Source organism: Methylophaga pinxianii (assembly GCF_020447225.1).
Lineage (GTDB): Bacteria > Pseudomonadota > Gammaproteobacteria > Nitrosococcales > Methylophagaceae > Methylophaga > Methylophaga pinxianii.
Genome location: NZ_JAJAEO010000189.1, coordinates 120,073 through 146,222 on the forward strand (window position 1 = coordinate 120,073; position 26,150 = coordinate 146,222).

The 26,150-nt window shown below is 43.7% G+C and carries 25 protein-coding genes; 7 read left to right on the top strand and 18 right to left on the bottom strand.

Going from position 1 to position 26,150, the window contains the following annotated elements; genetic code table 11:
* Positions 1–45 precede the first annotated feature (45 nt).
* Entirely contained in the window at positions 46–384 is a 339-nt protein-coding gene (locus tag LGT40_RS15970; protein WP_226073294.1) for a hypothetical protein, read from the top strand.
* 7 nt (positions 385–391) lie between these two features.
* Here the strand turns inward: LGT40_RS15970 and der are convergent, their stop codons facing one another.
* The 3 genes from der to LGT40_RS15985 are packed head-to-tail and all read right to left on the bottom strand — an operon-like array spanning position 392 to position 3,604.
* Positions 392–1,801, bottom strand: a complete 1,410-nt coding sequence (gene der, locus LGT40_RS15975) for a ribosome biogenesis GTPase Der (RefSeq protein ID WP_226073285.1) — start codon at positions 1,799–1,801, stop codon at positions 392–394.
* 2 nt (positions 1,802–1,803) lie between these two features.
* A complete protein-coding gene (gene bamB, locus LGT40_RS15980) occupies positions 1,804–2,973 on the bottom strand; it encodes an outer membrane protein assembly factor BamB (protein ID WP_226343221.1) in 1,170 nt (389 codons plus the stop codon).
* Positions 2,963–3,604, bottom strand: coding sequence for a YfgM family protein (locus LGT40_RS15985; protein WP_226073283.1), 642 nt, complete (start codon positions 3,602–3,604; stop codon positions 2,963–2,965). The genes bamB and LGT40_RS15985 overlap by 11 nt, the downstream gene beginning before the upstream one ends.
* A 296-nt stretch (positions 3,605–3,900) precedes the next feature.
* Between LGT40_RS15985 and LGT40_RS15990 the strand changes: the two genes are divergently transcribed.
* A complete protein-coding gene (locus LGT40_RS15990; RefSeq protein ID WP_226073281.1) occupies positions 3,901–5,085 on the top strand; it encodes an ammonium transporter in 1,185 nt (394 codons plus the stop codon).
* Positions 5,086–5,118: 33 nt separating this feature from the next.
* Here the strand turns inward: LGT40_RS15990 and lpxA are convergent, their stop codons facing one another.
* From lpxA to rpsB, 13 genes are all read right to left on the bottom strand, one after another.
* A complete protein-coding gene (gene lpxA, locus LGT40_RS15995; protein ID WP_226073279.1) occupies positions 5,119–5,889 on the bottom strand; it encodes an acyl-ACP--UDP-N-acetylglucosamine O-acyltransferase in 771 nt (256 codons plus the stop codon).
* Positions 5,886–6,335 carry a 3-hydroxyacyl-ACP dehydratase FabZ gene (gene fabZ / locus LGT40_RS16000; protein ID WP_226073277.1) on the bottom strand — a complete coding sequence of 150 codons (450 nt, stop codon included), beginning with the start codon at positions 6,333–6,335 and terminating at the stop codon, positions 5,886–5,888. The genes lpxA and fabZ overlap by 4 nt, the downstream gene beginning before the upstream one ends.
* Positions 6,336–6,432: 97 nt before the next feature.
* The gene (gene lpxD, locus LGT40_RS16005) at positions 6,433–7,446 is read right to left on the bottom strand and encodes a UDP-3-O-(3-hydroxymyristoyl)glucosamine N-acyltransferase (protein ID WP_226073275.1); all 1,014 of its coding nucleotides are present in this window, start codon (positions 7,444–7,446) and stop codon (positions 6,433–6,435) included.
* 10 nt (positions 7,447–7,456) lie between these two features.
* On the bottom strand, positions 7,457–7,957 hold the full coding sequence (locus LGT40_RS16010) for an OmpH/Skp family outer membrane protein (protein WP_226073273.1): 501 nt from the start codon (positions 7,955–7,957) through the stop codon (positions 7,457–7,459).
* A 21-nt stretch (positions 7,958–7,978) separates the two neighbouring features.
* A complete protein-coding gene (bamA, locus tag LGT40_RS16015; RefSeq protein ID WP_226073271.1) occupies positions 7,979–10,255 on the bottom strand; it encodes an outer membrane protein assembly factor BamA in 2,277 nt (758 codons plus the stop codon).
* A 56-nt stretch (positions 10,256–10,311) separates the two neighbouring features.
* On the bottom strand, positions 10,312–11,649 hold the full coding sequence (gene rseP / locus LGT40_RS16020; RefSeq protein ID WP_226073269.1) for an RIP metalloprotease RseP: 1,338 nt from the start codon (positions 11,647–11,649) through the stop codon (positions 10,312–10,314).
* Positions 11,637–12,827, bottom strand: coding sequence for a 1-deoxy-D-xylulose-5-phosphate reductoisomerase (ispC, locus tag LGT40_RS16025; protein ID WP_226073267.1), 1,191 nt, complete (start codon positions 12,825–12,827; stop codon positions 11,637–11,639). The genes rseP and ispC overlap by 13 nt, the downstream gene beginning before the upstream one ends.
* The gene (locus tag LGT40_RS16030) at positions 12,827–13,651 is read right to left on the bottom strand and encodes a phosphatidate cytidylyltransferase (protein ID WP_226073266.1); all 825 of its coding nucleotides are present in this window, start codon (positions 13,649–13,651) and stop codon (positions 12,827–12,829) included. Before LGT40_RS16030 ends, ispC begins: the two co-directional genes overlap by 1 nt.
* Positions 13,644–14,387, bottom strand: coding sequence for an undecaprenyl pyrophosphate synthase (gene uppS, locus LGT40_RS16035; RefSeq protein ID WP_226073264.1), 744 nt, complete (start codon positions 14,385–14,387; stop codon positions 13,644–13,646). Before uppS ends, LGT40_RS16030 begins: the two co-directional genes overlap by 8 nt.
* A gap of 23 nt (positions 14,388–14,410) precedes the next feature.
* Positions 14,411–14,968: a ribosome recycling factor gene (frr, locus tag LGT40_RS16040; protein ID WP_226073262.1), complete on the bottom strand. Its 558-nt coding sequence runs from the start codon at positions 14,966–14,968 to the stop codon at positions 14,411–14,413.
* Positions 14,969–14,976: 8 nt separating this feature from the next.
* Entirely contained in the window at positions 14,977–15,702 is a 726-nt protein-coding gene (pyrH, locus tag LGT40_RS16045; RefSeq protein WP_226073260.1) for a UMP kinase, read from the bottom strand.
* Positions 15,703–15,705: 3 nt separating this feature from the next.
* Positions 15,706–16,587, bottom strand: a complete 882-nt coding sequence (gene tsf, locus LGT40_RS16050; protein ID WP_226073258.1) for a translation elongation factor Ts — start codon at positions 16,585–16,587, stop codon at positions 15,706–15,708.
* 105 nt (positions 16,588–16,692) lie between these two features.
* The gene (rpsB, locus tag LGT40_RS16055) at positions 16,693–17,445 is read right to left on the bottom strand and encodes a 30S ribosomal protein S2 (RefSeq protein ID WP_226073256.1); all 753 of its coding nucleotides are present in this window, start codon (positions 17,443–17,445) and stop codon (positions 16,693–16,695) included.
* A gap of 261 nt (positions 17,446–17,706) precedes the next feature.
* Here rpsB and map point away from each other — a divergent pair, with 261 nt between their 5' ends.
* Complete coding sequence (map, locus tag LGT40_RS16060; RefSeq protein WP_226073254.1) at positions 17,707–18,474, top strand: type I methionyl aminopeptidase; 768 nt, start codon at positions 17,707–17,709, stop codon at positions 18,472–18,474.
* 12 nt (positions 18,475–18,486) lie between these two features.
* Complete coding sequence (gene glnD, locus LGT40_RS16065) at positions 18,487–21,123, top strand: [protein-PII] uridylyltransferase (RefSeq protein ID WP_226073246.1); 2,637 nt, start codon at positions 18,487–18,489, stop codon at positions 21,121–21,123.
* A gap of 65 nt (positions 21,124–21,188) precedes the next feature.
* Here the strand turns inward: glnD and LGT40_RS16070 are convergent, their stop codons facing one another.
* Complete coding sequence (locus LGT40_RS16070; protein ID WP_226073244.1) at positions 21,189–21,455, bottom strand: ComEA family DNA-binding protein; 267 nt, start codon at positions 21,453–21,455, stop codon at positions 21,189–21,191.
* A gap of 444 nt (positions 21,456–21,899) precedes the next feature.
* Positions 21,900–22,013: an adenylyl-sulfate kinase gene (locus LGT40_RS16410; RefSeq protein WP_226073645.1), complete on the bottom strand. Its 114-nt coding sequence runs from the start codon at positions 22,011–22,013 to the stop codon at positions 21,900–21,902.
* A gap of 701 nt (positions 22,014–22,714) precedes the next feature.
* Here LGT40_RS16410 and LGT40_RS16080 point away from each other — a divergent pair.
* From LGT40_RS16080 to LGT40_RS16090, 3 genes are read left to right on the top strand one after another with little or no spacing between them, the layout of a single operon-like run.
* Positions 22,715–24,187 (top strand): ABC transporter permease, encoded by a 1,473-nt coding sequence (locus tag LGT40_RS16080; protein WP_226073242.1) that lies wholly within the window; start codon positions 22,715–22,717, stop codon positions 24,185–24,187.
* Positions 24,187–24,816: an ABC transporter ATP-binding protein gene (locus tag LGT40_RS16085; protein ID WP_226073240.1), complete on the top strand. Its 630-nt coding sequence runs from the start codon at positions 24,187–24,189 to the stop codon at positions 24,814–24,816. The genes LGT40_RS16080 and LGT40_RS16085 overlap by 1 nt, the downstream gene beginning before the upstream one ends.
* Before the next feature lie 45 nt (positions 24,817–24,861).
* A complete protein-coding gene (locus LGT40_RS16090) occupies positions 24,862–25,959 on the top strand; it encodes a sulfotransferase family protein (RefSeq protein WP_226073238.1) in 1,098 nt (365 codons plus the stop codon).
* Positions 25,960–26,150 lie beyond the last annotated feature (191 nt).

Below are 26,150 nucleotides of genomic sequence, written 5' to 3' on the forward strand. Positions count from 1 at the left end.
CCTTGCTCAAGGTAGCATACTCAAGAATTAGCGGGAACAATAAAGATGGTATATGTCGATCGCAATGAGCTCGGGCAAATAATCGGTGTATTTAATTCACCGCAAAGCGCTAGCAGCCAATCTATCTCGCCTCAAGCACCGGAATTATTGGAATTTCTGGGACAGTCTACCCGCCATGAGGATATCCATACCATCCTCACCGCGTCAGATATGGCCATGGTCAGGGTTATCGAAGACCTGGTAAACACACTGATCGATAAAGGGGTGATTTTATTTACGGACTTACCCGATGCTGCCCGTGAGAAACTCGTGCAGCGTGAAAAGATCCGCCATCATCTAAATTCATTGGAAAACTTAATGAATGAAGATGAAGGCTTGCTCTAAATATTTTCTATCGCTTTTTAGCTCGACTGGCTATTACCCGCTTGCGTTTTTCCTGTGGGCTCTCTGCGACTTTTTTGCGCTCACGAAATGGATTTTCGCTGGTCTTGAACTCAATCATAACCGGTGTTCCCTGTAATTTCAGGGCGGTGCGGAAATAGTTTTCCAGATAACGTCGATAACTGTTTGGCGTCGCTTCAGTCTGGTTGCCATGGATAATAATACGTGGCGGATTTTTACCACCCAGATGGGCATAACGATATTTAATTCTGCGACCATTAACCAATGGTGGTTGATGATCCGCAACCGCCTCTTCCAGAACGCGAGTCAATTGGGGTGTTGGTATCTTGGCTAAAGCTGACCCATAGGCTATTTTGACTGATTTCAACAATAGCCCTACACCACTGCCGTGAAGCGCAGAAATAAAATGTGTTTTAGCAAAACTCAAAAAAGGCAAACGGCGTTCAATATTGGTGGCTACCCACTCACGTTCCTGCTTCTCTAAGCCATCCCATTTATTGACTGCAATCACTACCGCACGACCACTTTCGATGATCAAACCAGCTAAATGCAGATCCTGATCGACAATACCTTCATGAGCATCCAATACCAGTAAAACAACATTTGCCGCTTCGATGGCCTGCAATGTTTTAACAATACTGAATTTTTCCAAAGCTTCTGATACCTTTGAACGGCGTCTGACACCAGCAGTATCAATTAAAATATAGTTGGTTCCCTCTTTTTCGAAGGGAATATAGATACTATCCCGGGTTGTGCCTGGTTCATCAAAAGCAACAACCCGATCCTCGCCTAATAACCGGTTAACCAGTGTGGATTTCCCCACGTTTGGTCGTCCGACAACAGCGAGTCGAATATCACCCGAGGTATCCTCTTCCAAGGTTTCCTCTTCAGTGGCAACAATACGAATTGCCGGTAACTCACGCATCAAGGTGGCCATCAAGTTGCTTATGCCACGACCTTGAGTAGCAGAAATCACTTCTGGTTCACCCAATCCCAGACGATAAAAATCTGCGGCGGCCAGTTCACGTTGTTCGCTCTCAGTTTTATTAATCACTAATAAAACCGGTTTTCCCACATTACGTAATTGTTTGGCAATTAATTCATCTGCCGGCACCACACCGGCTTTACCATCCACTAAAAATAAGATCAGATCAGCTTCAACAATGGCAAGTTCAGCTTGTTTACGCATCAGATCTGACATATCGTCACCCTGTTCGGTCAAGCCACCGGTATCGATTAAAATGAATTCCGCTTCATCATGGCGAGCATTGCCGTATATGCGATCACGGGTCAAGCCCTCATGATCTGCCACCAAAGCATTACGCGTTTTGGTCAGACGATTAAATAAAGTGGATTTGCCAACATTCGGCCGCCCGACAAGAGCAATCACAGGTTTCACAGTTAGGGGATCCGAATGGCGGATAACTTGCCGCCTGTAGTCATCGCATAAAGCACACCATCGCGTACGACTGGTTGGCTACGTATACCTGTTTTGTCGAGACGCTGACGGGCAACAAATCGGCCATCAGAACGAGCAACCCAGTGTAAATAGCCTTCAAAATCGCCCACGACAACATAATCACCGGCAATAACCGGTGCAGAAATATTTCTTCGCAATAATAATGTCTGGCGCCATAAAGAATCACCGGTTCCATCGGCAACAGCCCACAAGTAACTTTCATCATCACTGACATAAATTGCATCGTTAGCAGCCACCGCAATGCCACTGGTCGAGGACATTTCTCTATCCCACAAGGATTGTCCTGTATCAATATCCAATGCGGCCAGATTACCCTGGAAAGCCACTGCATAAATGACGCCGTCATGAATTACCGGATCAGCATCAATATCCACTAAACGTTCTAATTCAGTACGGCCTGATGGTACGGCAACACTTTTTTCCCAGATGACTTTGCCATCATTAAGGGAAAGCGCGACCAATTTGCCATTATCGTATCCGGCTAGCACCGTTTGCCCATCAATCATCGGTGAGCTGACACCACGTAAACTTAAAAGCGGCACTGCCCGCTGATAATTCCACATAATATTACCGTCAGTTGCAGATAAGGCCGTTAAACGTCCATCTGCTGTTCTGACAATCACTTTATCGCTGCCCACTTTGGCAGGCGCAAGCACTTCACTGCTGAGACGCTGACGCCACAGTTCTTCTCCAGAGGTCTCATCCAAAGCGACAACTTCACCAGATTGCGAACCCACAACAATCAAACCTTCACCACCGCCAACGCCAGTAGCGACAGGAAAATCGAGTTGGGTACGCCATTCACGTCGACCACTTTCAGCATTATGGCTGCGAACATCGCCTTCATGATCTACGGTGAAAATAAAATCACCTTGTAACCAAGGAGCGAGATTCGCATATTCCGTATTTGCACCATCACCTGTGCCAGTTGACCACAAAGTTTTTGGCTCAAACTCAGCCTCAAATTCTGTCAATTCTGTTGGAGGCGCTTCGTAACTGTCGTCAGCAAAAAATTCTTTGACCGTTCCACATCCAGCGAGCGCAAGAAGTGCGACACCAGCAAATAAAAATTTTAGTTGATTAACCTTCATTGATAACAGCCACATCATCACGCTTCATCTCTAAAAGGGTTTTGCGCGGATCATCAACCCCCATGTTAGAAAGCGCACTACGATACGCTTCATATGCTTGTGCCTTATTTTCCTGAGCCAGATAAATATCACCTTCAAGTTCAGCAAATAAAGAGGCAAACCCTTCCGAAGCTTCCTGCTGGGTCAGCGTCAAAGCTTTTTCATATTCACCTTGATCCACCAATATCCGAGCCATGCGCAATCTGGCTAAATCTTTTTGTCCCGTCAATTTCGCTTTATCTGCTGTCCACTGCAAATATTCCAATGCGGCAGCAGCTTGATCATTACGTACTTGCTCTGCTGCCAGTTCCAACGTGGCAAAAGCAGCATATGGCGTTGATGAATGTGATTGCATTAATTCTTGTGTAAGGTCTTCTGCAGCCGTCAAATCCGCTTCACTGATATTCATTTGAATCTGTTGGTACATCGCTGCAGCTTGTTCGGTTTTAGCATGTTGAAAGTTTATCCAATACCTTCCACCAAAAATAACTGCGCCACCCAAGATAACGCCAGTTATGACTGAACGGCCATTTTCACGCCACCAACTTTTTATCGCTTCGCCTTTTTCATCATCCGATGCATAAATATCCATCGTTTACTCCTTGCTAACCGCAATTTAGGGGTTGTTTGCTTATCACTTATTAGGAAGTGAATTAAAGTGCCAGATTATACGTGTTTATGCGTAAGTTGTGCTAACCGCTACATGCATCCGTTGCCTGCACCACTCAGGTGCTAAAAATTATAAAAATGCACCATAACAGTTCAAAAAACCACTTTTTTTGCTCTATAAGAAAAGTTAGATGCTTGTTTTATATGGATTTGTCTAGTTTGGTGCAAGTCTTGCTATTTTGGTGCTTGCTCAACACTAAATTATAAGGAAAATCCATTGTGCAAAACGCAAGCGACGTACTTTTTATCTTAATTGGCGCCATTATGGTGCTCGCCATGCATGCCGGCTTTGCTTTTCTGGAAGTCGGCACTGTCCGAAAAAAAAATCAGGTTAATGCCTTAGTCAAAATTATTACCGATTTTGGCATGTCTACCATTGCCTACTTTTTTATTGGTTATAGCATTGCTTACGGTTTGAATTTCTTTGAACCCTCACCTCTGCTGGCGGAAAATAATGGTTATGCCATGGTGAAGTTTTTCTTCTTACTGACATTTGCAGCCGCTATTCCTGCCATTGTTTCCGGTGGTATTGCCGAACGGGCAAAATTTAATCCACAGTTAATTGCGACTTTTTTTATTGCAGGCTTTGTTTATCCGTTGTTTGAAGGGATTAGCTGGAACGGTTTGTTTGGAATTCAGGCATGGTTAGAAACGCAATTTGGTGCCGGTTTTCATGATTTTGCCGGCTCGGTAGTGGTTCATGCCGTGGGCGGTTGGATAGCTTTAGCTGCTGTATTGTTACTGGGACCAAGAAATGGTCGCTATGGCAAGCAGGGTGAGATATATGCTCACCCGCCTTCAAATATTCCTTTTCTAGCATTGGGGGCGTGGATTCTCACCGTAGGCTGGTTTGGCTTTAATGTAATGTCAGCTCAACAAATTGAAGGGATTAGTGGTCTTGTAGCCATAAACTCTTTAATGGCAATGGTTGGTGGTACCTTAGCGGCTTGTCTTATCGGACGTAACGATCCCGGCTTTGTACATAATGGTCCACTTGCTGGCTTAGTGGCTATTTGTGCTGGCTCTGACATCATGCACCCACTTGGTGCATTAGTGACTGGTGCTCTAGCCGGTGGTTTGTTTGTCATCACCTTTACCCTCGCTCAAAACAAATGGAAAATTGATGATGTATTAGGTGTCTGGCCGCTTCATGGTTTATGCGGAGTGTGGGGTGCTCTTGCAGCAGGAATTTTTGGTCAAGTTGCATTGGGTGGTATGGGTGGCGTAAGCATGGCCTCACAGTTCATTGGAACAGCGATTGGGGTCAGCATTGCTTTTTTTGGCGGTCTGATAGTTTATGGCTGTTTAAAAGCCATCATGGGCTTGAGATTAACCGAGGAAGAAGAGTTTAACGGTGCGGATTTGAGTATTCATAAAATCAGTTCAACTCCTGCAAACGATTAAACTACTTAAATGTCACCATCATCCGGTAGAAAGCTACCGGATGATGCCCCCTTGCTGCTTATCCAGAAAATCAATGAAGATGTCCAGCTCATTGGCTTCTTGCTGGATATCGCCTAAGCGTTCTCTCGCCTGCTCCATTCGTAAGCCTGAACGATAAACCACTTTATAGGCTTGACGAATATTTCTAATCTGGGTATCGGTAAATGCTCGGCGGCGCAGACCTTCAACGTTTATGCCCACAGGCTCTGCCATATGACCAGATACCAGGACATAAGGTGGCACATTACGTGAAATCACACTGCCCATTGCACTAAAACAATGTGACCCGAGGTGGTTAAACTGGCTGACTAATGTGAAGCCCCCCAGAATGACATGTTGATCAACTATCACATGCCCTGCCAAAGAGGCGTTGTTGGCAAAAATATTGTTGTCACCAATAATACAATCATGGGCAATATGTACATAAGCCATGATCCAGTTATTACTCCCAACTTTAGTAATACCACCACCTTGTACCGTGCCTCGATTAATGGTGACCGATTCCCGGATCAGGTTGTTATCACCAATTTCCAACAAGGTAGACTCACCATGATATTTCTTGTCCTGAGGTTCTTCACCAATAGATGAGAACTGAAATATACGGTTATTACGTCCTATTTTAGTCGGCCCATTAATCACCACATGGGAGGAAATTTCTGTGCCTGAAGCGATTTCTACATTCGCTCCAACAATACTGTATGCACCGATGACAACATCATCGGCAATTTTGGCACTGGGGTCTATTAAGGCAGTTTGATGAATCACGAAGGCATTTCTTGGTTAACACACATAATGTCAGCACTGACAACAACTTCGCCGTCAACAGTGGCCTGACCGTAAAATTTCCATAGATTACGTTTATTTTTAATCAGTTTAACTTCTAATCGAAGCTGATCACCTGGTTCTACAGGTTTTTTAAAACGGGCGTTATCAATACCCGCAAGATAGTATAAAGCTTCATCTGAACGAATTTCGTCTGCTGTTTTAAAAGCCAATAATCCTGTAGCTTGGGCTAATGCTTCGAGAATTAATACGCCAGGCATAATGACACGCTGCGGAAAATGGCCTGTAAAGTGAGGTTCGTTGAAACTAACATTTTTAATACCAACCAGATGTTCACCTGGAGTAAATTCAATCACCCTGTCAATCAACAGGAACGGGTATCGATGAGGCAACAAGCGTTGAATTTCATGTATGTCAATGGTGTTCAATCTGATTATCCTTTAGGATTTATATTTTTGCGTGCAGTAATCTTACGTTGAGACACTGTTGCGGTAAAGCTAAGTCTGTGATTTGGCAATAAAAACACTAATCCAGCTTGGCTTCTAACTGTTTAATTTTGTCGTTTAATTTATCAAGCTGTCTGTATCGAACAACATTTCTATGCCATTCCCGGGTAGGCTCAACAGGAATACCGGAAGAATAGGAACCCGCTGTCAATATCGACTTGGTGACCATACTCATACCTGTCAGTTGAACACCATCGGCAATTTCAATATGACCTGCGATTCCCGTTCCACCACCTATAGCACAATGAGAACCTATTCGCGTGCTGCCCGAAATACCAACGCAGCCAGCAATCACGGTGTGCTCACCAATGAAAACATTGTGACCAATTTGTATTTGGTTATCCAGTTTGACCCCGTTACTGATTATCGTGTCATCAATCGCCCCACGATCTATGGTCGTGTTAGCACCAATTTCCACATCATTCCCAATGGTGACCTTACCGACTTGTGGGATCTTCAGCCATTGCCCATTATTGTTGGCAATACCAAATCCATCCGCACCAATCACTACACCAGGATGTATCCGAACCCGCTGGCCAATCTTTACTTTTCGACATAGCGTCACATTGGCCATAAGCCGGCTATCGGCACCAATCACCACATCATTTTCAATGATGCAACCGGGACCAATAATCACATTTTCACCAATATGAACGTTCGTTCCAATGAACACCTGGGCAGAAATTCGAGCGGAATCAGCAATAATGCTGTTTTCACCAATGACTGCAGTCACGTGAATTCCAGTATCAGGTTGTTCTTCTGGATAAAGTAATGCTGCTACTTTGGCATAAGCGACATAACTGTCTTCGATGACTAGCGCATTGGTCTTGAGGTCAGCAGCATCAGCAGGTGAGACAATGACACACCCTGCTGATGTAGTTTTAAGATACTGACGGTACTTGGTATTTGCTAAAAAGCTAATCTCGTTATCAGTCGCATTTTGCAATGTACCGACACCCGTTATAACTTTATCTGATTGACCAATAAGCTCCGCACCAATTTCAGATGCTAGTTTTTCTAACGTCCAGACCACATCAAAGTTCTTATTTTGTTTTCAGTCTTTCCAGTACCTTAGCAGTTAAATCTGCTTTTTCACTGGCAAAAATAACACCTTGATAAAGGACCAAGTCATAGGATTCTTCTTTAGCAAGCTCAACAATCGTTTCTGCTATTTCTTCTTCTAACTTGCGTAATTCTTCATTACGGCGAATAGATAAATCTTCGCTGTACTCATCCTGAAGACGTTTCAGTTCACGTTGGTCATTAATGATTTTACGTTCCTGAGCTTGGCGGTCATCATTACTCAACACAGCGGCATCGCGATTCAATTTATCCTGAGCAGCGCGCAGTTCTTTATGTTTGCTTTCGAGTGACTTGCTACGAGTTGAAAATTCTTTTTCCAATCGGGCTAAAGCACGTTCTTTTTGTGGAGATTGATCTAATACGACGCTGGCATTTACAACGCCAATTTTCATCTCTTCAGCATAAACAGGGCTGACCATTAACGAAGCCAACAACAGGCCAACAATCTTGATGTTTTTCACTCTTAACTCCGATAGTTAAATTTAAAATGTCGATCCCAATGAAAACTGGAATATTTCGGTTTCATCATCCGGCTGATCTCGCAGCGGAGCAGCAATACTAAACGACATTGCTCCAAATGGCGAAATCCAAATTGCTGAAAGACCGGTTGAATAACGCAACAAATCAGCTTCAAAACTTTGATCGACATCATATACGTTACCCACATCCACGAAAGTGCTCAAGCGGAATGAGCGTAAAGCTTTCTTCATGAATGGAATAGGGAAAATAACTTCTGCACCACCGGTGACCATCAGGTTACCACCAAGTGGCTGATCCGCTTCCCGGACGCCCAGTGTATTTGCTCTAAAGCCACGTACACTGCGGATACCGCCTGCATAGAAGTTCTGGAAGAACGGGAACTGTTCACTATCACCATAGGCCTTACCGTAACCAAGGTCAGTACGCAAGGCAAAGGTAAAGGTATCATTGATAGGCGTGTACCAATTATTGCGATAACGCAGTTTGTAATACTGCAAATCACCAATTGGAGTGGCGACCTCAGCAGAGAGACTTTGAGATGACCCGCTCGTAGGCAATATCGCATTATCACGTGAGTCACTTGACCACCCCAGAGTCACCGGGAACGCATGGAATGAATCGCCTTCGGTCTCGATAAAATCATCATAACGTGTAATGTCGTTATCACTCGGAACATCCAATTGGGTGTTTTCATAACCGAAGGCCAGGTTGATTCGATTATTTTCTGAAATCGGTATACCAAAATTAATGTCACCGCCAAAGACGTCTGTGGTGTAGTTGGCAATATTCGCTTCAAAGGCATCCGTTTCACGATAGAAAAGGTTAAACCCCTGACTGATACCATCAACTGTGGCAAATGGATTGGTGTAACCAAAGCTGTAGACCGTATTCACTCGGCTGTTGTTAAAACCAAAGCGTACATGTTTACCACTGCCAAAAAAGTTTTTCTGAGTCACGTTGGCGTTAAAGATAATCCCGTCTGATTGTGAGTACCCCACACCCGCTGACAAACTACCCGAGGCCATTTCGGTAACGGCAAAATCCAGATCAACCTGATCAGAAGTGCCTGCAACAGGTACTGTTTCTACGTTCACGTCTTCGAAATAGCCCAAACGGGAAATACGTTCACGAGATAACTCAACATCACCGGTCGAAATCCAGGCAGATTCTTGTTGGCGCATTTCCTGGCGTAATACTTCATCACGGGTTTTGCTGTTGCCAGAGATGTTGATACGTCTGACATAAGCACGACGTCCCGGATCAACAAAGAAAGTCAGATCAACTTCGCGCGTTTCACGATCGATGTCAGGGACGGCATTTACGTTTGCAAAGGCATAACCATCATTACCCAAGCGATCGGTCAGTCTTTCTGAACTGGAAGTAATAGCTTTTCTGGAGAATACAGAATTCTTCCGTATCGTAACCAAATCAAATAATTCAGCTTCCGGCACAATCAGATTACCTGCCAGTCTGACTTCATTGATTTTATAGCGCTCACCTTCAGAGATATTCACGGTGATAAACATTTGCTTTTTATCATCCGAGATAGTCACCTGAGTTGATTCCACGGTGAAATCAACATAACCACGATCCAGATAAAATGAACGTAAGGTTTCCAGATCAGCAGATAATTTTTGACGTGAATATTGATTGTCTTTGGTCAGCGAAGATAACCAACCACCTGTTGTAGACTCTAATTCCTCAAGCAACTCTGAATCTTCATAGGATTCGTTGCCGACGATGTTTATTTCTCCGATAGTAGCAACCACGCCTTCAGCCATATTGATACGGACGGCTACCCGGTTACGCGACAGCGGAGTAACCTCAGAGGTAATATTCACACCGTATTTACCACGACTGAAATACTGACGTTGTAATTCGAGCTCAACCCTTTCCAGCATCGCCTGTTCAAACACCTGGCCTTCGGCAAAACCAATCTGGCGTAATGATTTGGTCAATTCATCACTATCCAGATCTTTGTTACCAACAAACTCAATACTGGAAATAGCAGGACGCTCACTGACTTTGATAACAAGTACGCCCTCATCCCGCTCAACCTGAACATCATTGAAATATTTTGATTTAAAAAGCGAACGAATAATGCCACGGACATCGTTTTCCGTCAGCTCATCACCAACCTTGACGGGCAAAAAGTTAAAAACCGTTCCAGCAGAAATTCGTTGTAAACCCTCTACTCGAATATCTTTGATAATAAATTCCTCGGCCCAGGCTGCGGAGGATAACAAGATGAGCGTCAGTGCTGTGATGATTTGTTTCATTGTTGTTTTACAGTCAGTCAGCCGAAGAAATCGTAAGTGTACCTGCAATATGTGGATTAGCCAATCAGACGAGCAATGTCATTTGTAAAAGCAAATACCATCAAGAGCAGAATCAAAAATAATCCAATTTTTTGTGCTTGAATTTGCACGGACTCAGGTAAAGGTTTACCGCGAACCCATTCAAAAAAATACATCAGCAGATGCCCGCCATCAAGTACCGGTACAGGCAACAAATTCAAAATGCCCAAACTGATGCTGATCATGGCCAGAAAACTCATAAAGGCGATTAAACCTTGTTGCGCCGAATCTCCGGCGAATTGAGCGATGGCAATGGGACCGCCAAGGTTATCACTAGAAACAGTACCAACTAGCATGCCCCATAAACCACTTAATGTTGTCACGCTGAATTGCCAGGTTTGTATCACGGCCTGTGGCACTGCAGCAAAGGGGCCATAGCGCAATTCTGCTTGCCATTCGGCGGGAATTTCAAAGGCCTCCGTGTTGACTGCCGCCCCTATTCGACCAACGCCATTTTCATCAGCAGTCGGGGTGATCGTCAGGCTTTGCATTTGTCCATTGCGCAGAATTTCAATAGCTATTGGCTGATCGGCATGACGCTGAATTAACGATACCCATGATTGCCAACTTGATAACCGTTCACCATCTGCAGAAATTAATTCATCACCCGCTAGCAAACCAGCTTGTTCTGCAGGACTGTCTGCCACAATATTACCCAGAACAGGCGGCATATCGGGTTGCTGCATTTTGATGCCAAGTTGTGAAAACAATGACCCCGCATCATCAAGGCCAAGTCTGGGCAAGGTAAGTTGTTTGTTAGTCTCAACATCCGTACTTTGCGTTGTCAACGTGATGGTTTCGCCATCCTGTGCCAATTTCAACAATTGTTGAAACAAGCTGTTAACCGTGGGAGTGGCTTTACCATTCACCGCAATAATTGTTTCCCCGCTATATAGTTCAGCCTGTGAGGCGGGTGAATCTGTTGTCACCTCAGCAATAATCGGTTTTATACCGGGTACGCCCATCACCAGAATGGCCCAATAGGCAAACACAGCAAATAACAGATTGGCAATCGGTCCGGCAGAGACGATGGCGACACGATTTCTTAAGGACTGGCGATTAAAGGTTTGGTTGAGATCTGCGTCTGCTACCGGGCCTTCCCGCTCGTCTAGCATTTTGACATATCCACCCAGTGGAAGGGCTGCAATGACAAACTCGGTGCCATTTTTTAGTTGCTTTGACCACAGTTTTTGCCCAAACCCCACCGAGAAACGTAAGACTTTCACCCCGCAACGCCTTGCTACCCAGTAATGGCCAAACTCATGTATAACCACCAGCAAGCTCAGTGCAATGATGAAAAATATTAGTGACTGCATACAACCCGCATTTGTTGTTGGGCAACTGCTCTGGCCATTTTATCGGCAGCTAAAATTTGTTCCAGTGAATCAGCCGGGGTAATGCTGACATTTTCTAATACCTCAGCAATGATACGTGCAATATCAGTGAATTTGATTTGCCGATTCAGAAAAGCTTCGACAGCCACTTCATTAGCGGCGTTCAGAATAGCGGTACTGGTACCACCGGTATTTAATGCTTGATAAGCAAGTGCCAGACAGGGAAACCGTTCAAACTCCGCAGCTGCAAAATCAAGCCTGCCAGCTTTAACCAGATCTAAAGGTTCAACACCTGAGTCAATTCTTTGTGGCCAAGCAAGGGTATTCGTAATAGGCGTGCGCATATCGGGATTTCCCATCTGTGCCAATACCGAGCCATCCATATAATCCACCATCGAATGAATGATACTTTGGCGATGCAATACCACTTCAATCTTCGCGCTCGGCATACCGAACAGCCAATGGGCTTCAATAACTTCCAAGCCTTTATTCATCATCGTCGCCGAATCAACAGAAATTTTCTGTCCCATGGACCAGTTGGGATGAGCCACGGCCTGTTCCGGAGTGACTGATTCCAGATCGGCAAGAGCCCAATCACGAAATGGACCACCTGAAGCGGTCAGGATAATGCGGCGAATGCCTTGGTGTTCAAATTGATATTGCTGGGTTTCACCGACAGGCAGGCATTGCCATATGGCGTTATGTTCGCTATCTACTGGCAATAGAACGGCATTATTTGCCTGCACCTCACGCATCAGTAATGCACCACTCATGACCAAGGCTTCTTTGTTTGCCAACAGAATTCTTTTACCGGCTTTTGCAGCAGCTAAGGTAGGTAGCAATCCCGCAGCCCCCACAATTGCCGCGACAACAATATCGGTTTGCTCAGTACCGGAAATGATTTCCAGTGCTTGTATACCACTTTGAACCTGAACGGGCGAACCCGCTTCGCGCAATTTGCTTTCCAATTGACAGGCCGAGTCTGGGCATAACATAACAGCAATTGTGGGTTGAAACTGCAGACATTGCTCGAACAAGGTATCCACTGATTTATTCGCGGCAAGTGCATAGACATTATATTTTTCAGGGTGTCGCTGTAGTACATCCAAAGTACTGATGCCAATTGAACCAGTGGAGCCTAGAATCGTTACCTGCTGCATCAAAAGTGACCTGTCAGCCAAACCAGCGCGGCAAAAAATGGAACGGCTGCCAATAGACTGTCTACCCTGTCCAGAATTCCACCATGACCCGGCAATAAATGTCCACTGTCCTTTATATGAAAACTGCGTTTAAACAGGCTTTCAAATAAATCGCCACTCACCGAAATCAATCCCGTTGCCACACTGACAAGTAGCCATGTAAACAAAGAAATACTTTGAGATACACCTAACAGATAAGCGATGACGCTCCAGACAGCGACCAAAGTTATCGCTCCGATTAAACCCTCTATGGTTTTATTGGGGCTGATGGCAGTGGCCAGAGCATGCTTTCCCCAGCGTTTTCCCGCAAAATAACCGCCAGTGTCCGCCAGCCAGACACTGATTAAAACGTAGAGAACTAATATAGGTCCGTCCGATGCCAAACCATGCAGCCATACCGCACTGTATACGAATAACAAAGTCACCAGCATGCTCAGAAAATAGGTAAATACTTTATGGCGGAAACAACGGGCAAGAAAAGCAGAAAGTGGCTTGTGCGCATAGATCACAGTGATCACACTGATCAATAACCAGAAAATTAAACCACTTAATAGCATTTGGTTAATACTGGCCATTGTGAATACAACGGCTAATACAGCAATAAATGAGGCTGCAGCGAGGGTTTTAGCCAAAGTGTTGATACCAGCCATGGTTAACCACTCCCACATTGCCATTAGTGAGATAACGGCGACCAAAGCAATAAAGCCAATACTGGGCAGCAGCAATATCGCCATTATAACCAGTGGGATAAGTACTGCAGCCGTTAGTAGTCGCTGTTTAAGCATCTTCATTTCCGCTGAGCTGTTCCGAAGTTCGGCCGAAACGACGTTCACGGCTTGAAAAGGATTCAATGGCAATGTCTAAATCCTGTGCCGTAAATTCAGGCCATAATTTTTCGGTGAAATATAATTCGGTGTAAGCCAGCTGCCACAACAGAAAATTGCTGATACGTTGCTCACCACCCGTCCGGATGAACAGGTCGGGTTCAGGTAAATCGGCGGTCACGAGATGACTGGCTAACAACGTTTCATCAATTTGTTCGGGTTGCAGTTCGCCGGATTGAATTTTATTGGCAATCTGACGAACAGATTGTGTGATATCCCAGCGGCCACCATAGTTGGCGGCAATATTCAAAATTAACCCGTCATTTTCAATAGTTAATGCCATCGCATCCGCTATTTGTTGCTGTAAAGGCGCTGAAAACCGGCTGATATCGCCGATAATATTTAGACGGATATTATTCTTGTGCAGTCTTTTAACCTGGTTTTCCAGTGCATGACTGAATAATTCCATTAATAAATTGACTTCCTTACCGGGCCGACGCCAATTTTCACTACTGAAAGCAAAGAGACTAAGAACTTCTACACCCGTTGCTACGCAATGCTTAACAATGCCTTCAACCGCTCTGACACCGGCACGATGTCCCATAAATCGAGGCTGCAACCGCTGTTTTGCCCAGCGACCATTGCCATCCATGATGATAGCAATGTGTCTGGGAATGGAACGGCTGGATGATTTCATCAATATGGCTAAGCCTGACTGGCTTAGACCGCCATCAAATCAGTTTCTTTTTCGGCCAGCACGTCGTCAATTTGCTTGATGGTGCTATCGGTCAGTTTCTGAATAGCTTCCTCTGCACCGCGCTGCTCATCTTCAGAAATCGCTTTATCTTTCAACAAATCTTTCAAGCTGCCATTTGCATCACGACGAATATTACGTACAGCAATACGGGCATTTTCTGCTTCAGATTTAGCCACTTTAACTAAATCTTTACGGCGCTCTTCGGTTAACGGTGGAATTGGAATACGAATAGTCATGCCCGCACTGTTTGGGTTAACGCCCAAATCAGAAGTCATGATGGCTTTTTCAATCACGGAAACCATGTTTTTTTCCCATGGTGTCACAGTAATGGTTCTTGAATCTTCAATGCCCACGCTGGCAACCTGACTTAATGGAACGTCAGAGCCGTAATAAGGCACGGTGACATGATCTAATAAACTGGTATGTGCGCGGCCAGCACGAATTTTCGCCAGTGCAGTACTCAGAGCGGCAACACTTTTTTGCATCCGATCTGCTGCATCTTTTTGAATATCATTAATCATGATTTGTCCTATTTCACCAATGTTCCAACATTTTTACCGTAAACAATATCCGTCAGATTACCGTAACGATGCACATCAAAAACCCTTAACGGCATTTTCTGTTCCTGACACATCACCACTGCGGTAGTGTCCATAACGCCAAGACGATTGTTGATCACTTCATCGTAAGACAACGTGTCATATCGAACAGCATCAGGATTTTTTTGTGGGTCAGCATCATACACACCATCGACTTGAGTCGCCTTCAGCATCAGCTCGGCACCGATTTCTACAGCGCGTAAGCTGGCTGCAGAGTCCGTGGTAAAAAATGGATTTCCCGTACCGGCAGCAAAAATGACCACCCGGCCTTTTTCCAAATGCCGAATCGCGCGACGGCGCAGATAATCTTCACAAACTTCATGGATACGGATTGCGGACATGACACGGCAGAATGTTCCATTACGTTCCAGCGCATCCTGCAGTGCCAGCGCATTTAATACGGTTGCCAACATGCCCATGTGATCAGCACTGACTCTATCCATACCGCTGGCCGCAAGACCGGCACCACGGAAAATATTGCCACCACCAATCACAATACCGAGCTGAACACCCTGGGCATTCAGTTCAGATATTTCTTGAGCAAATCGGGAAATCACCTCGGGTTGAATGCCATACTCGGCATTTCCCATTAAAGCCTCCCCGCTCAGCTTGAGCAGGATGCGCTTATAAACCGGCTGACTTCCCGATGTTGTCATAATTTAATTTCCTCGTGCCTGAGCCATGACCTCTTCAGCAAAGTTATCTGCTTTTTTCTCGATACCTTCACCGACTTCAAAGCAGGCAAAACCTTCAACTGTTGCACCAGCTTGTTTAACCAGCTTCTCAACAGTGACATCCGGATCTTTTACAAAAGCCTGGCCCAGCAAACTGATTTCGTTTACAAACTTGCTCATGCGGCCTTCAATCATTTTTTCAACAATCGCTTCTGGCTTGCCGCTTTCACGTGCTTGAGTCGCTACGATGTCACGTTCTTTTTGCAATAATTCTTCTGGCAATTCATCCGCTGAAACCGCTTGTGGACGGCTGGCAGCAACATGCATTGCCAAATCTCTTGCCAGATTCTCATCACCACCATTCAATTGAACCAGTGTACCGATACGGTCACCATGACGGTAAGCTCCGATAACACCTGTTTCTGAGTTCATCAACGTGAAACGACGTACTTGAATGTTTTCACCAATTTTTGCAATCAAAGATTGGCGAACCGTATCAATGCTTTCACCGTTGCTCAAGGTTAATTGCAACAACGCATCAACATCCGCTGGTTGTGCTTCAAGCACTTTCTTCGCAACTGCATCAACGAAATTTACAAAATCATCTGCTTTTGCAACGAAATCTGTTTCAGAGTTGACTTCAAGCATTACTGCTTGTTTGTTGTCAGCACTGGTTTCAATTGCAATCACACCTTCGGCAGCAACTCGGTCAGACTTTTTGTCGGCTTTAGCCAGACCAGATTTGCGCATTTCCTCAATGGCGACTTCAATATCACCGTTAGATTCCACCAATGCTTTTTTGCATTCCATCATGCCGGAGCCAGTACGCTCACGCAGTTCTTTTACTAAAGCTGCAGTTATAGCCATTTTCTTGTAACCCTTAAAATCAATTTTTGTGAACGGTCTATTTTGAGACCACACATACGACACAGGCCCGCGTTTCAGCGAGCCTGCTTAAGTCATTAGCAGAGCTTATTCAGCTGCAGCTGGTGCATTTTCTTCTGCAACTTCAACAAATTCATCGCCAGCATCACCAGTAGTGACCGATGCACGGCCTTCAATAATGGTGTCAGCAATATTTGCTGTGTACAGACGAATAGCACGCATAGAATCGTCGTTGCCTGGAATTACATAGTCAACACCATCAGGATTGCTGTTGGTATCAACCACGGCAATAACAGGAATGCCCAGTTTATTCGCTTCTTGAATAGCAATGCGTTCGTGATCAACGTCAATCACAAATAAAGCATCCGGCAGGTTACCCATTTTCTTGATACCACCGATGCTCTTTTCTAATTTTTCTTGCTCACGAGTCAGGTTCAGAACTTCTTTCTTTTTCAAACCTTCCGTCTTACCTGATTCAATCATCGCTTGAATAGCTTCAAGACGTTTGATTGATTGGCGAACGGTTTGATAGTTGGTCAACATACCACCCAACCAGCGACGGTTGACGTAAGGCATGCCACAACGTTCAGCATCTTCACGGATTGAATCTTGAGCAGCACGCTTGGTGCCGACGAACAAAATACGACCTTTTTTGGAAGCCAGTTTGCTGACGTAGTTAAGTGCATCGTTGAACATAGGCAGACTGTGCTCTAAGTTCACGATATGAATATTGTTACGTTTACCAAAGATGTAAGGACCCATTTTTGGGTTCCAGTAACGTGTTTGGTGACCGAAGTGAACGCCAGCTTCAAGCATTTGGCGCATAGTAATTTTAGCCATGTTTATACCTATATATATGGGGTTAAACCTCCACGTACCCCAGCTATCGACTGATCTGATTTTCCAGACAGCACCCCGAAAACTGTGTCGGCACGTGTGTGATTTTGCCTTTGCTAAGGCGCGCATATTATTCCACAGTTACCAACTAAAACAAAGCACCAACCGTATATAGGTTGGATTAGCCCGCTTAACTGGTAGTTAACGGCTTTTTACGGCACACTATACTTTGTCTTTTATCGTTAATAGTAATCAGGATCCGGCATGGGTGTGACCATCAAAACAGCAGAAGAAATTGAAAAAATGCGTGTAGCAGGCAAACTCGCCGCTGACGTATTAACCATGATAGAACCGTATGTCGTCGCGGGCATCACCACTGATGAATTAAACAAAATCTGCCATGATTATATTGTGAACGAACAAAAAGCCATTCCTGCACCGTTAAATTATCATGGGTTTCCCAAATCTATCTGTACATCAGTGAACCACGTTATTTGTCATGGCATCCCCAGCGATAAAAAACTGAAAGATGGCGACATCATTAATATCGATATCACGGTAATCAAGGACGGTTATCACGGCGACACCAGCAAAATGTTCCATGTCGGCAAAACTTCGATTCTCGCCCAGAGATTGTCTCGAGTCGCTCGTGAATGCATGCTGATTGGCATTGATATGGTCAAGCCCGGTATCAAACTGGGTGATATTGGTCATGCCATTCAACAACATGCGGAAAATGAACATTTCTCTGTTGTCCGAGAGTATTGTGGACACGGAATTGGTCAGGTCTTCCACGAAGAACCACAGGTTTTGCATTATGGTTCGCCTGACACCGGCATGACACTGCAGGCTGGAATGACGTTCACTATCGAACCGATGATAAACGCGGGTAAACGGCAAGTCCGTCAACTTCCCGATGGCTGGACAGTCGTCACCAAAGACCGTTCATTATCCGCTCAGTGGGAACATACAATACTGGTGACTGACGATGGTCATGAAATCTTAACCCTTCGGGATGAAGAACGCTCATAGGAGCCTCCGATAATGGCAATTTCTGCACAATCTGTCTGGGAGTTTGGCCATACAGATAATGCGATTGGTTGTCGCGATATTCTCGCGAAAGCCTCTCAACATTTAAAAAAATGTTTTTTTGATGATGAGGCTGATATTGATTGGCTGGTTCATCAACAATCGCATTTTGTGGATGAGGTGCTGCAATTTCTCTGGGAGAAAAATCTCGGATCTGAAACCACTGTCAGTCTACTCGCTGTGGGTGGCTATGGACGTGGCGAGTTACATCCTCACTCTGATATTGATTTATTGGTTTTGTTGGATGACTCCGTCGCAGAATCACCACCAGCTGCCTTATCTATTTTCCTGACACAGTTATGGGATATAGGCCTGGAAATTGGCCATAGCGTTCGCACCATTGGTGAGTGTCGTCAACAAGCGGAAGACGATATTACTATTGCCACCAATCTACTGGAAGCACGGTTTTTATCAGGTAATTCCACTCTATTTGAACAACTCCAACAATTGACGGTATCCAACAAAACCTGGGATACCCGCCTTTTCTACGAACGTAAAAAACAAGAACAAATTCAACGCCATCATAAATACAATGATACGGGAAATAATCTTGAGCCCAACCTGAAAGAATCCCCGGGCGGCCTGAGGGATATTCAGGTTATCAACTGGGTAGCACAACAGCATTTTGATGTTAAAAATCTGCAAGGACTTAAATCCAAGGGCTTTTTAGCGGAGAGTGAATTCGAGATTCTGCAACAATCCAGACGGTTTTTATGGCGAGTCCGGTTTGCACTGCACCATCTTGCTGGCCGTAAGCAAGAAAAAATGATGATTGATCATCAGCGTGAACTCGCCAAACAACTCGGTTATGTCGAGACCAACAGTCGTATGGCTGTTGAACACTTCATGAAGGATTATTACCGGACAGTCCGTGCAGTAGGTCAGATGAATGCACTACTGTTACAACTGTTTGAAGAAAATATCATTCTGGCCGACGAACCGCGAGACATAGAACCTATTAATCGTCGCTTTCAATCTCATAATGGTTATCTGGAAACGATTAATCCCGGCATGTTTGCCTTTTATCCTTATGCCTTATTAGAAGTCTTTTTGATCTTGCAACAGCACCCGCATATTAAGGGTATTCGCGCATCAACAATACGTCAGATCCACGCACATCTGCATTTAATTGATGAACGCTTTCGTTCCGATATCAAAAATCGCAGTCTGTTTATGGAGATCATTCGCCAGCCCAAAGGCGTCACCCATGAATTCCGTCGCATGAATCAGCTCGGCGTATTGGGTGCCTATTTGCCTGAATTTGGGCGAATAGTCGGTCAAATGCAGCATGATTTATTTCATGCCTATACCGTGGATGAACACACCTTGTTTCTGGTGCGCAACTTGCGGCGTTTCTCTTGCGCTGAATTCAAAGATGAATTCCCGTTATGTTCGGAAGTATTTTATCAACTGCCAAAACCTGAATTGCTCTACATAGCTGGTATTTATCATGACATTGCCAAAGGCCGTGGTGGTGATCACAGTATTCTGGGAGTTCAGGATGCTGAACAGTTTTGTACCCAGCATAATTTGAGTGATTACGACACCAGTATCGTGACGTTTCTGGTTCGACATCACCTGGCAATGTCATCAACTGCACAAAAGAAAGACCTTGAAGATCCCGAAGTCATTCAGGACTTTGCAGGTTTAGTTGGCAGTGTGAACAGGTTAAATTATTTGTATTTACTGACGGTAGCTGACATCAGGGCCACCAATAATAATTTATGGAATGGTTGGCGGGACTCGCTGCTTAAACAGCTCTATCACAGTACACATCAATGGCTGGAACATACAGAAGCCCAGGCCAAAAGCACACAGGAAAAAAGTTATAAAAAATATCAGCTTGCTTTGGATCAACTGTGTGACATGGGCTGGTTGCCACAAGACATCACATTATTATGGCGTGACTATGAACTGGATTATTTTCTGCGACACTCTGTCGATGAAATAGTCTGGCAAACCAATGGTCGTTTAGAAAAACCTGACGAAGAACCGTTGATTCTGGTTCGTCCACACAACGACAATCAGACACTGGAATTATGTATTTTCACGCATGACCGCCGGGGTTTGTTTGCCGCGATGACAGCCTGCCTGGAACAGCTGCAGCTGAATATACTTGATGCCAAAATCAACATCGGAAATGATGGCAATGCCCTAAATACCTTTATCGTTAATGGTACACAACAACGTTATGAAGACATCACCAATGCCCTGCATAAACAACTGGCCCGTGAAGAATTAACCTCAGGGTATAAACCGCAATTAATGCCACGAACCACAAAATTATTTAAAACTGAGCCGGTCATTAAATTTTCAGCAAATCCGCAGAAAACACATACGGTCATGGAGCTTTATACCCATGACCGGCCTGGCTTGCTATCCGCTGTTGCTCAGGTATTTTTGCTACATCAGATTCAGGTTATCAATGCCAAAATGGTTACCTTGGGCGATCAAGTTGAAGACGTGTTTTTCATCACCAACAGTGATGACAACGCGTTAAACGAAATTGAACAACAGACTTTGTATAACGAACTGAAAGATAAGCTCACTATGCAGGGAGAATCTGCTGTGTCAGGCTCGATGGCGTTTTAAACGAAACATAAAAAAAGGTGAGGTTGCTCATCCACCTCACCTTTTTTATTTTTACTGCATATTGTTTAGTCAGAAACAGTCACATTTTCAGCCATGCTGGCGACTTTTTTCTCACCAATTCCTTTGACATTGACCAAATCATCAACACTGGCAAAAGCACCATTTTGCTCGCGGTACTCAACAATAGCATTGGCAGTAGAAGGCCCAACCCCATCAAGCAATTGTAATTCGTCTGCTGACGCACGGTTGATATTGATTTTGTCCGCTGCGAATGCAGCAAATGATGAAAGTGAAAACGCGAGTAATAAAGAAATAATCCATTTCTTAAACATCTTTCCATGCTCCTTGTTTTGATTAACATCAGCTCCTCATGAGCTGCAACTAAAGAGTAAGATAATTCCCTGATTTAGATCTAGTGAAACAATAGGCAATTGAGAAACAGATCACGTAAATTGTCATTAGTCATATTGTTTTTCCATTGCTTAATACAACGCTGACATGATGAGCACCCTTTTCATCTGAAGAGCAGATAACGGCCGGTTCTTCATTTTGTTATTAGGAGCCACTGAGAGCCAGCACGTCTATTTTTATTATAGCTCGTAGAGAGAGTTTTTAGGAGGCGGCGCGATTTTCATGGATAAAATCAAATGACGAAGTATAAGCGACAAATTGATTGAATAACTCGAAAGGATGAAATATCAAATCATCGATCTTTGCATCAGAGCCGTTGTAAATTCAGATAACTGCTTACGTTGTTCAACAGTCAGTCTGCCTCATTAGCAAGCTGTTCTACAATGGCAGTCAGAAAACTCACATTCAGTGGTATTCAACGTGACCTCGGCAGCTTCCGGCGTTTTGTATTCAGAATCGATCCCCGTTAAGTTCTTAATCTCGCCTCGGCGGGCCTTTTAATAGATTCCTTGCGGACCACTGCTCGGGTAAACTTAACAGTGTATCCATATACACTTCAGCACATTCGTCATCTTCCGACAAAGTCACGTCCCTAACGGCGATCAGAGTAAAAAAGGGAAATAAAAGCAGTCAAGGTAATTAATCCAGCATCGGCAATTAATTTCGCCTTTCTCATATACGGCGAATTTTTCAACCCGATCCACGTCTGAGAATCCCGGGTATTTGTTCACACCAAGTCTGACATTATATCCTCCAGCAAGTGTGATGACCCACTTCGACTAGAGCCTATTCTACCGCTTCGGCGAAACTGGTTTTGTCAAAAGCACTTAAACCGGTAAACCACAAAATGGCAGAATGCTGTCTTTTCTACTAGTTGCGATTCGCTTTGCTGGGTTTGTGCAGATGCCAGACAATATTTTCCCAAAGTCGACAGTTCTTAAGCTTCAGTTAGTTTTAAAACGGATATGGCGAAAAAGAAAATATATTTTTTCTCAGAATTTGATCGTTATTTGCGCGTCAGGGCGTTGGTTGTTAAAAACATTACAAGAAGCGTTTTAAACTGCATTATCTAAAAAGTAAAAAACTTCTCACATATAAATTACACTTATTCCTCAACCTAAATGCTTTGTTAAGTTATAATAAATAACCTAACAAATTTTCTTTATAATCTGGTTACGCATTGAATAACTATAATTCTTCTTCCTTTCCCACCTCTTGTCTTGAGGAAGCGCTCGAATGGGCAAGAACTGCGTCGCAAAAAGGCAATTTAGATAAAGCAGTAACTAGGTGGGAAGTATTACTCAAGGCGTTCCCAAATCATCCACCTGTATTGTTTGGAGCGATAGCCCTCTATCTGCAAAGGGATGATATTGAGAATGCTAACCGACTATATCAGCGCGCAAACGAACAATTCCCCGATCATCAGAATATCCTTTTTCATGGAGCCCAAATTGCTCAAAAGTTGGGAGATATATCACGGGCAGAAGCCCTGCTTGAGACAGCGCGTCAAAACTTTCCGGATAAAATTGAGACCTGGTTACAATCCACCAATTTTGCTCTTACTCAGAATTTGTATGAGCAAGCAGAGCTTTATAATCAACAAGCTCGCAGCCTTTTTGCCGATCATCCACAACCCCATAAGCAATATGCTGAAATCGCTATGCAACGAAGTGATTGGCAGACCGCACTTATACGTTGGGAATCATTTCGCAAACAATTTCCTGAACGTCCCGCCGGCTACTTGTTGGCAGCAGAAGCAGCAGAAAAAGCAGGTGACAAAAAACTAGCTCGAAAATTAAAATTAGCACGCGAATATGGTGAAGACATACTCGCCGAGGCCGAGCCGGCCGATGACCCATCGTTTTATAAACGCCGACACCGTCATGCGACTTTTAGTGGACTTACCGAACTTATCTGGACCAAAGCCGTTTTCAATCTACGTTCGGAAACGCAACGAAACTACCTCAGTTATTTATGGTGGATCATTGAGCCTTTATTACACATGGTTGTTTACTTCCTCGTATTCGGCTTTTTGTTACAACGTGGTGGAGAAGGGTTTATCACTTTCTTATTGACTGGTTTAATTCCATATATGTGGTTCAACAAGGCGATGAGTAGCAGCAATAATAGTATTATTGCCGGTCAGGGTTTAATGTTGCAGGTGGCTATTCCATCAATCGTATTTCCGCTGGTAACCCTTTTACAGGCTACAATAAAACAAATACCGGTCTATGCCGTTCTACTCGGCTTTGTCTGGCTACAGGGACATGTACCAAATTTTCATTGGTGGGCACTGGTTCCTATTATTGCTGTTCAGTTATTGTTGACCGTCACCTTCGGCACACTGCTCGCCGCACTTGTCCCTTTTGTCCGGGATGTTTCATATCTGGTACCTACTGGGCTGACTTTTTTAATGTTCCTTTCAGGTGTGTTCTATAGTTATGAATCCATTCCTCCGGCATGGCAAGATGTGTTTTTAATGAACCCGCTCGCTTTCTTACTCAAATGTTACCGTGAAGTACTCATAGACGGGGTCTGGCCAGACTTCCACATGCTGGGCATTTGGACAATCATTGCAAGCACAGGCCTTGTAATATCCATGCTAGCGTATAAAAAATTGCGGTATGTTTTCCCTAGAGTGGTGTTAGCCTGATGACCCAGCAACCTATTATTTCTCTTCGCGATGTGGGCGTCCGCTATAAACGAGCAGGCAGCATTTTCAGAAAAACACAATATTATCAGGCCCTAAAGTCAATCAATCTGGATATTTATCCGGGCGAAACGCTTGGAATTCTTGGACGGAATGGTGCAGGCAAATCCACACTGCTCAAAGTCATCTCAGGCATCCTCAAACCGGACAGTGGTGAAATAATTAACCGAGGTGCATCTGTCTCACTATTGGCATTACAGGCCGGTTTTGATCCTAATCTCTCAGGGCGTGATAACGCAGTACTCAGTGGAATGCTGCAAGGCTATAGCCGTAAAGAAATCGAATCCAAACTCGAAGAAATACAGGATTTTTCCGAGCTGGGTGATTTCTTTTATGAGCCAGTCAGAACTTATTCGAGTGGTATGCGAACTCGTTTGGGATTTTCGGTCAGTACAACAATCAGCCCAGATGTATTGCTGATTGATGAAGTTTTAAGTGTTGGGGATAAAGAGTTTAGGAAAAAGGCAGAGCAAGTCATTATCCAAAAAATCCAATCACAACAAACCATTATATTAGTCTCACATTCAGAACAACAAATCATTAGGTTATGTGAGCGCTCTATTATTCTCTAGTTAAATTGACTGGATTTAATCTAATCACTTAATACATTTATTAGTATGCAAAAAACCAACATTCATGGAAATATTGATCATATTTCAGCCACAAATATTGCTGGGTGGATTACACTGGATAGTGGGTTGCAAACTGCTAGTCCATTACGAGTAGAAATTTTGCTTGATAATAACCCCGTTGCAGTTATTCCGGCTAATATTTTTAGAGCAGATGTAAAAGCTGCAGGATATTGTGGGGGTTATTGTGGATTTAGATACGATTTTAATTACCCATTATCAAAAAGAGAACAATCACTTATCAAAGTCAAAGTTATAGACTCAGATTTCAGCCTAGCAGTTCCCGATAATAATTTCTCAGCCGCTAACGTTAAGCCTAATTTTTTTATTGTAGGCGCTCCTAAGTGTGGAACAACATTTTTATATTATTATCTTAAACAGCACCCACAAATTTTTTTCCCACGAATCAAAGAGCCAAACTTTTTTGCAAAAGATCTTGATATACAAACCCACCCATCCATTAGAAGCCTGAACTCTTATCATGGATTATTTGAGGATGGGGTTGAGTATCTGAGAAAAGGAGACGCTTCTCAGTTTCATCTATATTCACGTGAAGCGGCGCAAAAAATTTTTGACTTCAATTCTGATGCCAAAATAATCATTTCTCTACGACCACCTTTAGAATTAATGTGGTCACTTTACCAGCAATATAGAAAAACAAATGACGAAGATATTATTTCATTTGCTGAAGCCCTTGAACTTTCAGCTCTTAGAGAAAAAGGAATATCTATACCAAGAAGCAGTCTTTTTCCGAAATGTATGTCATATGTTTCCCTTGCAATGTATTATGAACAAGTTAAACGATACACAGATGTTTTCCCCCTTAAGAATATTCATTTCCTTTTGCTCGAAGACTTAGCTGCCAAACCTGAATTAGTTTTAGAAAACATTGATGCATTTTTGAATATAAACGTACTCATTCCACCTAAGCTTATTCCCCAAAATAGCTCTAAAAGCTCTCTAACAACTAAAGAGATACAATCTCTTGTACAAATTCCCTTATGGATAAAGAAAATACTTAATGAGGATATATACAGACTAAGTGAGCACATTTCTATGGATCTAAAACACTGGCAGATCAAATAAAAAACTCTATGTCTTTTCTAATAGCAAAGCTCTTCCACTATAGCGAAAACATATGCTCACCATTATAAATTCTGTATTCAACTAAGCCTTCATTGTAATAGCCCCATTTTAAAACGGACACTCAATTATTAAGCGATAGGCTTAGACCTATCTTTAAGGAGTGTCTATGGAACGTATTGAAATTTTTACTG

Bases quoted from the DNA above. Each gene is read 5' to 3' on its own strand.
- LGT40_RS15970 (WP_226073294.1), top strand. From the start codon at position 46: ATGGTATATGTCGATCGCAATGAGCTCGGGCAAATAATCGGTGTATTT.
- bamB (WP_226343221.1), bottom strand. From the start codon at position 2,973: ATGAAGGTTAATCAACTAAAATTTTTATTTGCTGGTGTCGCACTTCTT.
- LGT40_RS15985 (WP_226073283.1), bottom strand. From the start codon at position 3,604: ATGGATATTTATGCATCGGATGATGAAAAAGGCGAAGCGATAAAAAGT.
- bamA (WP_226073271.1), bottom strand. From the start codon at position 10,255: ATGAAACAAATCATCACAGCACTGACGCTCATCTTGTTATCCTCCGCA.
- rseP (WP_226073269.1), bottom strand. From the start codon at position 11,649: ATGCAGTCACTAATATTTTTCATCATTGCACTGAGCTTGCTGGTGGTT.
- ispC (WP_226073267.1), bottom strand. From the start codon at position 12,827: ATGCAGCAGGTAACGATTCTAGGCTCCACTGGTTCAATTGGCATCAGT.
- LGT40_RS16030 (WP_226073266.1), bottom strand. From the start codon at position 13,651: ATGCTTAAACAGCGACTACTAACGGCTGCAGTACTTATCCCACTGGTT.
- uppS (WP_226073264.1), bottom strand. From the start codon at position 14,387: ATGAAATCATCCAGCCGTTCCATTCCCAGACACATTGCTATCATCATG.
- frr (WP_226073262.1), bottom strand. From the start codon at position 14,968: ATGATTAATGATATTCAAAAAGATGCAGCAGATCGGATGCAAAAAAGT.
- pyrH (WP_226073260.1), bottom strand. From the start codon at position 15,702: ATGACAACATCGGGAAGTCAGCCGGTTTATAAGCGCATCCTGCTCAAG.
- tsf (WP_226073258.1), bottom strand. From the start codon at position 16,587: ATGGCTATAACTGCAGCTTTAGTAAAAGAACTGCGTGAGCGTACTGGC.
- rpsB (WP_226073256.1), bottom strand. From the start codon at position 17,445: ATGGCTAAAATTACTATGCGCCAAATGCTTGAAGCTGGCGTTCACTTC.
- map (WP_226073254.1), top strand. From the start codon at position 17,707: ATGGGTGTGACCATCAAAACAGCAGAAGAAATTGAAAAAATGCGTGTA.
- glnD (WP_226073246.1), top strand. From the start codon at position 18,487: ATGGCAATTTCTGCACAATCTGTCTGGGAGTTTGGCCATACAGATAAT.
- LGT40_RS16070 (WP_226073244.1), bottom strand. From the start codon at position 21,455: ATGTTTAAGAAATGGATTATTTCTTTATTACTCGCGTTTTCACTTTCA.
- LGT40_RS16085 (WP_226073240.1), top strand. From the start codon at position 24,187: ATGACCCAGCAACCTATTATTTCTCTTCGCGATGTGGGCGTCCGCTAT.
- LGT40_RS16090 (WP_226073238.1), top strand. From the start codon at position 24,862: ATGCAAAAAACCAACATTCATGGAAATATTGATCATATTTCAGCCACA.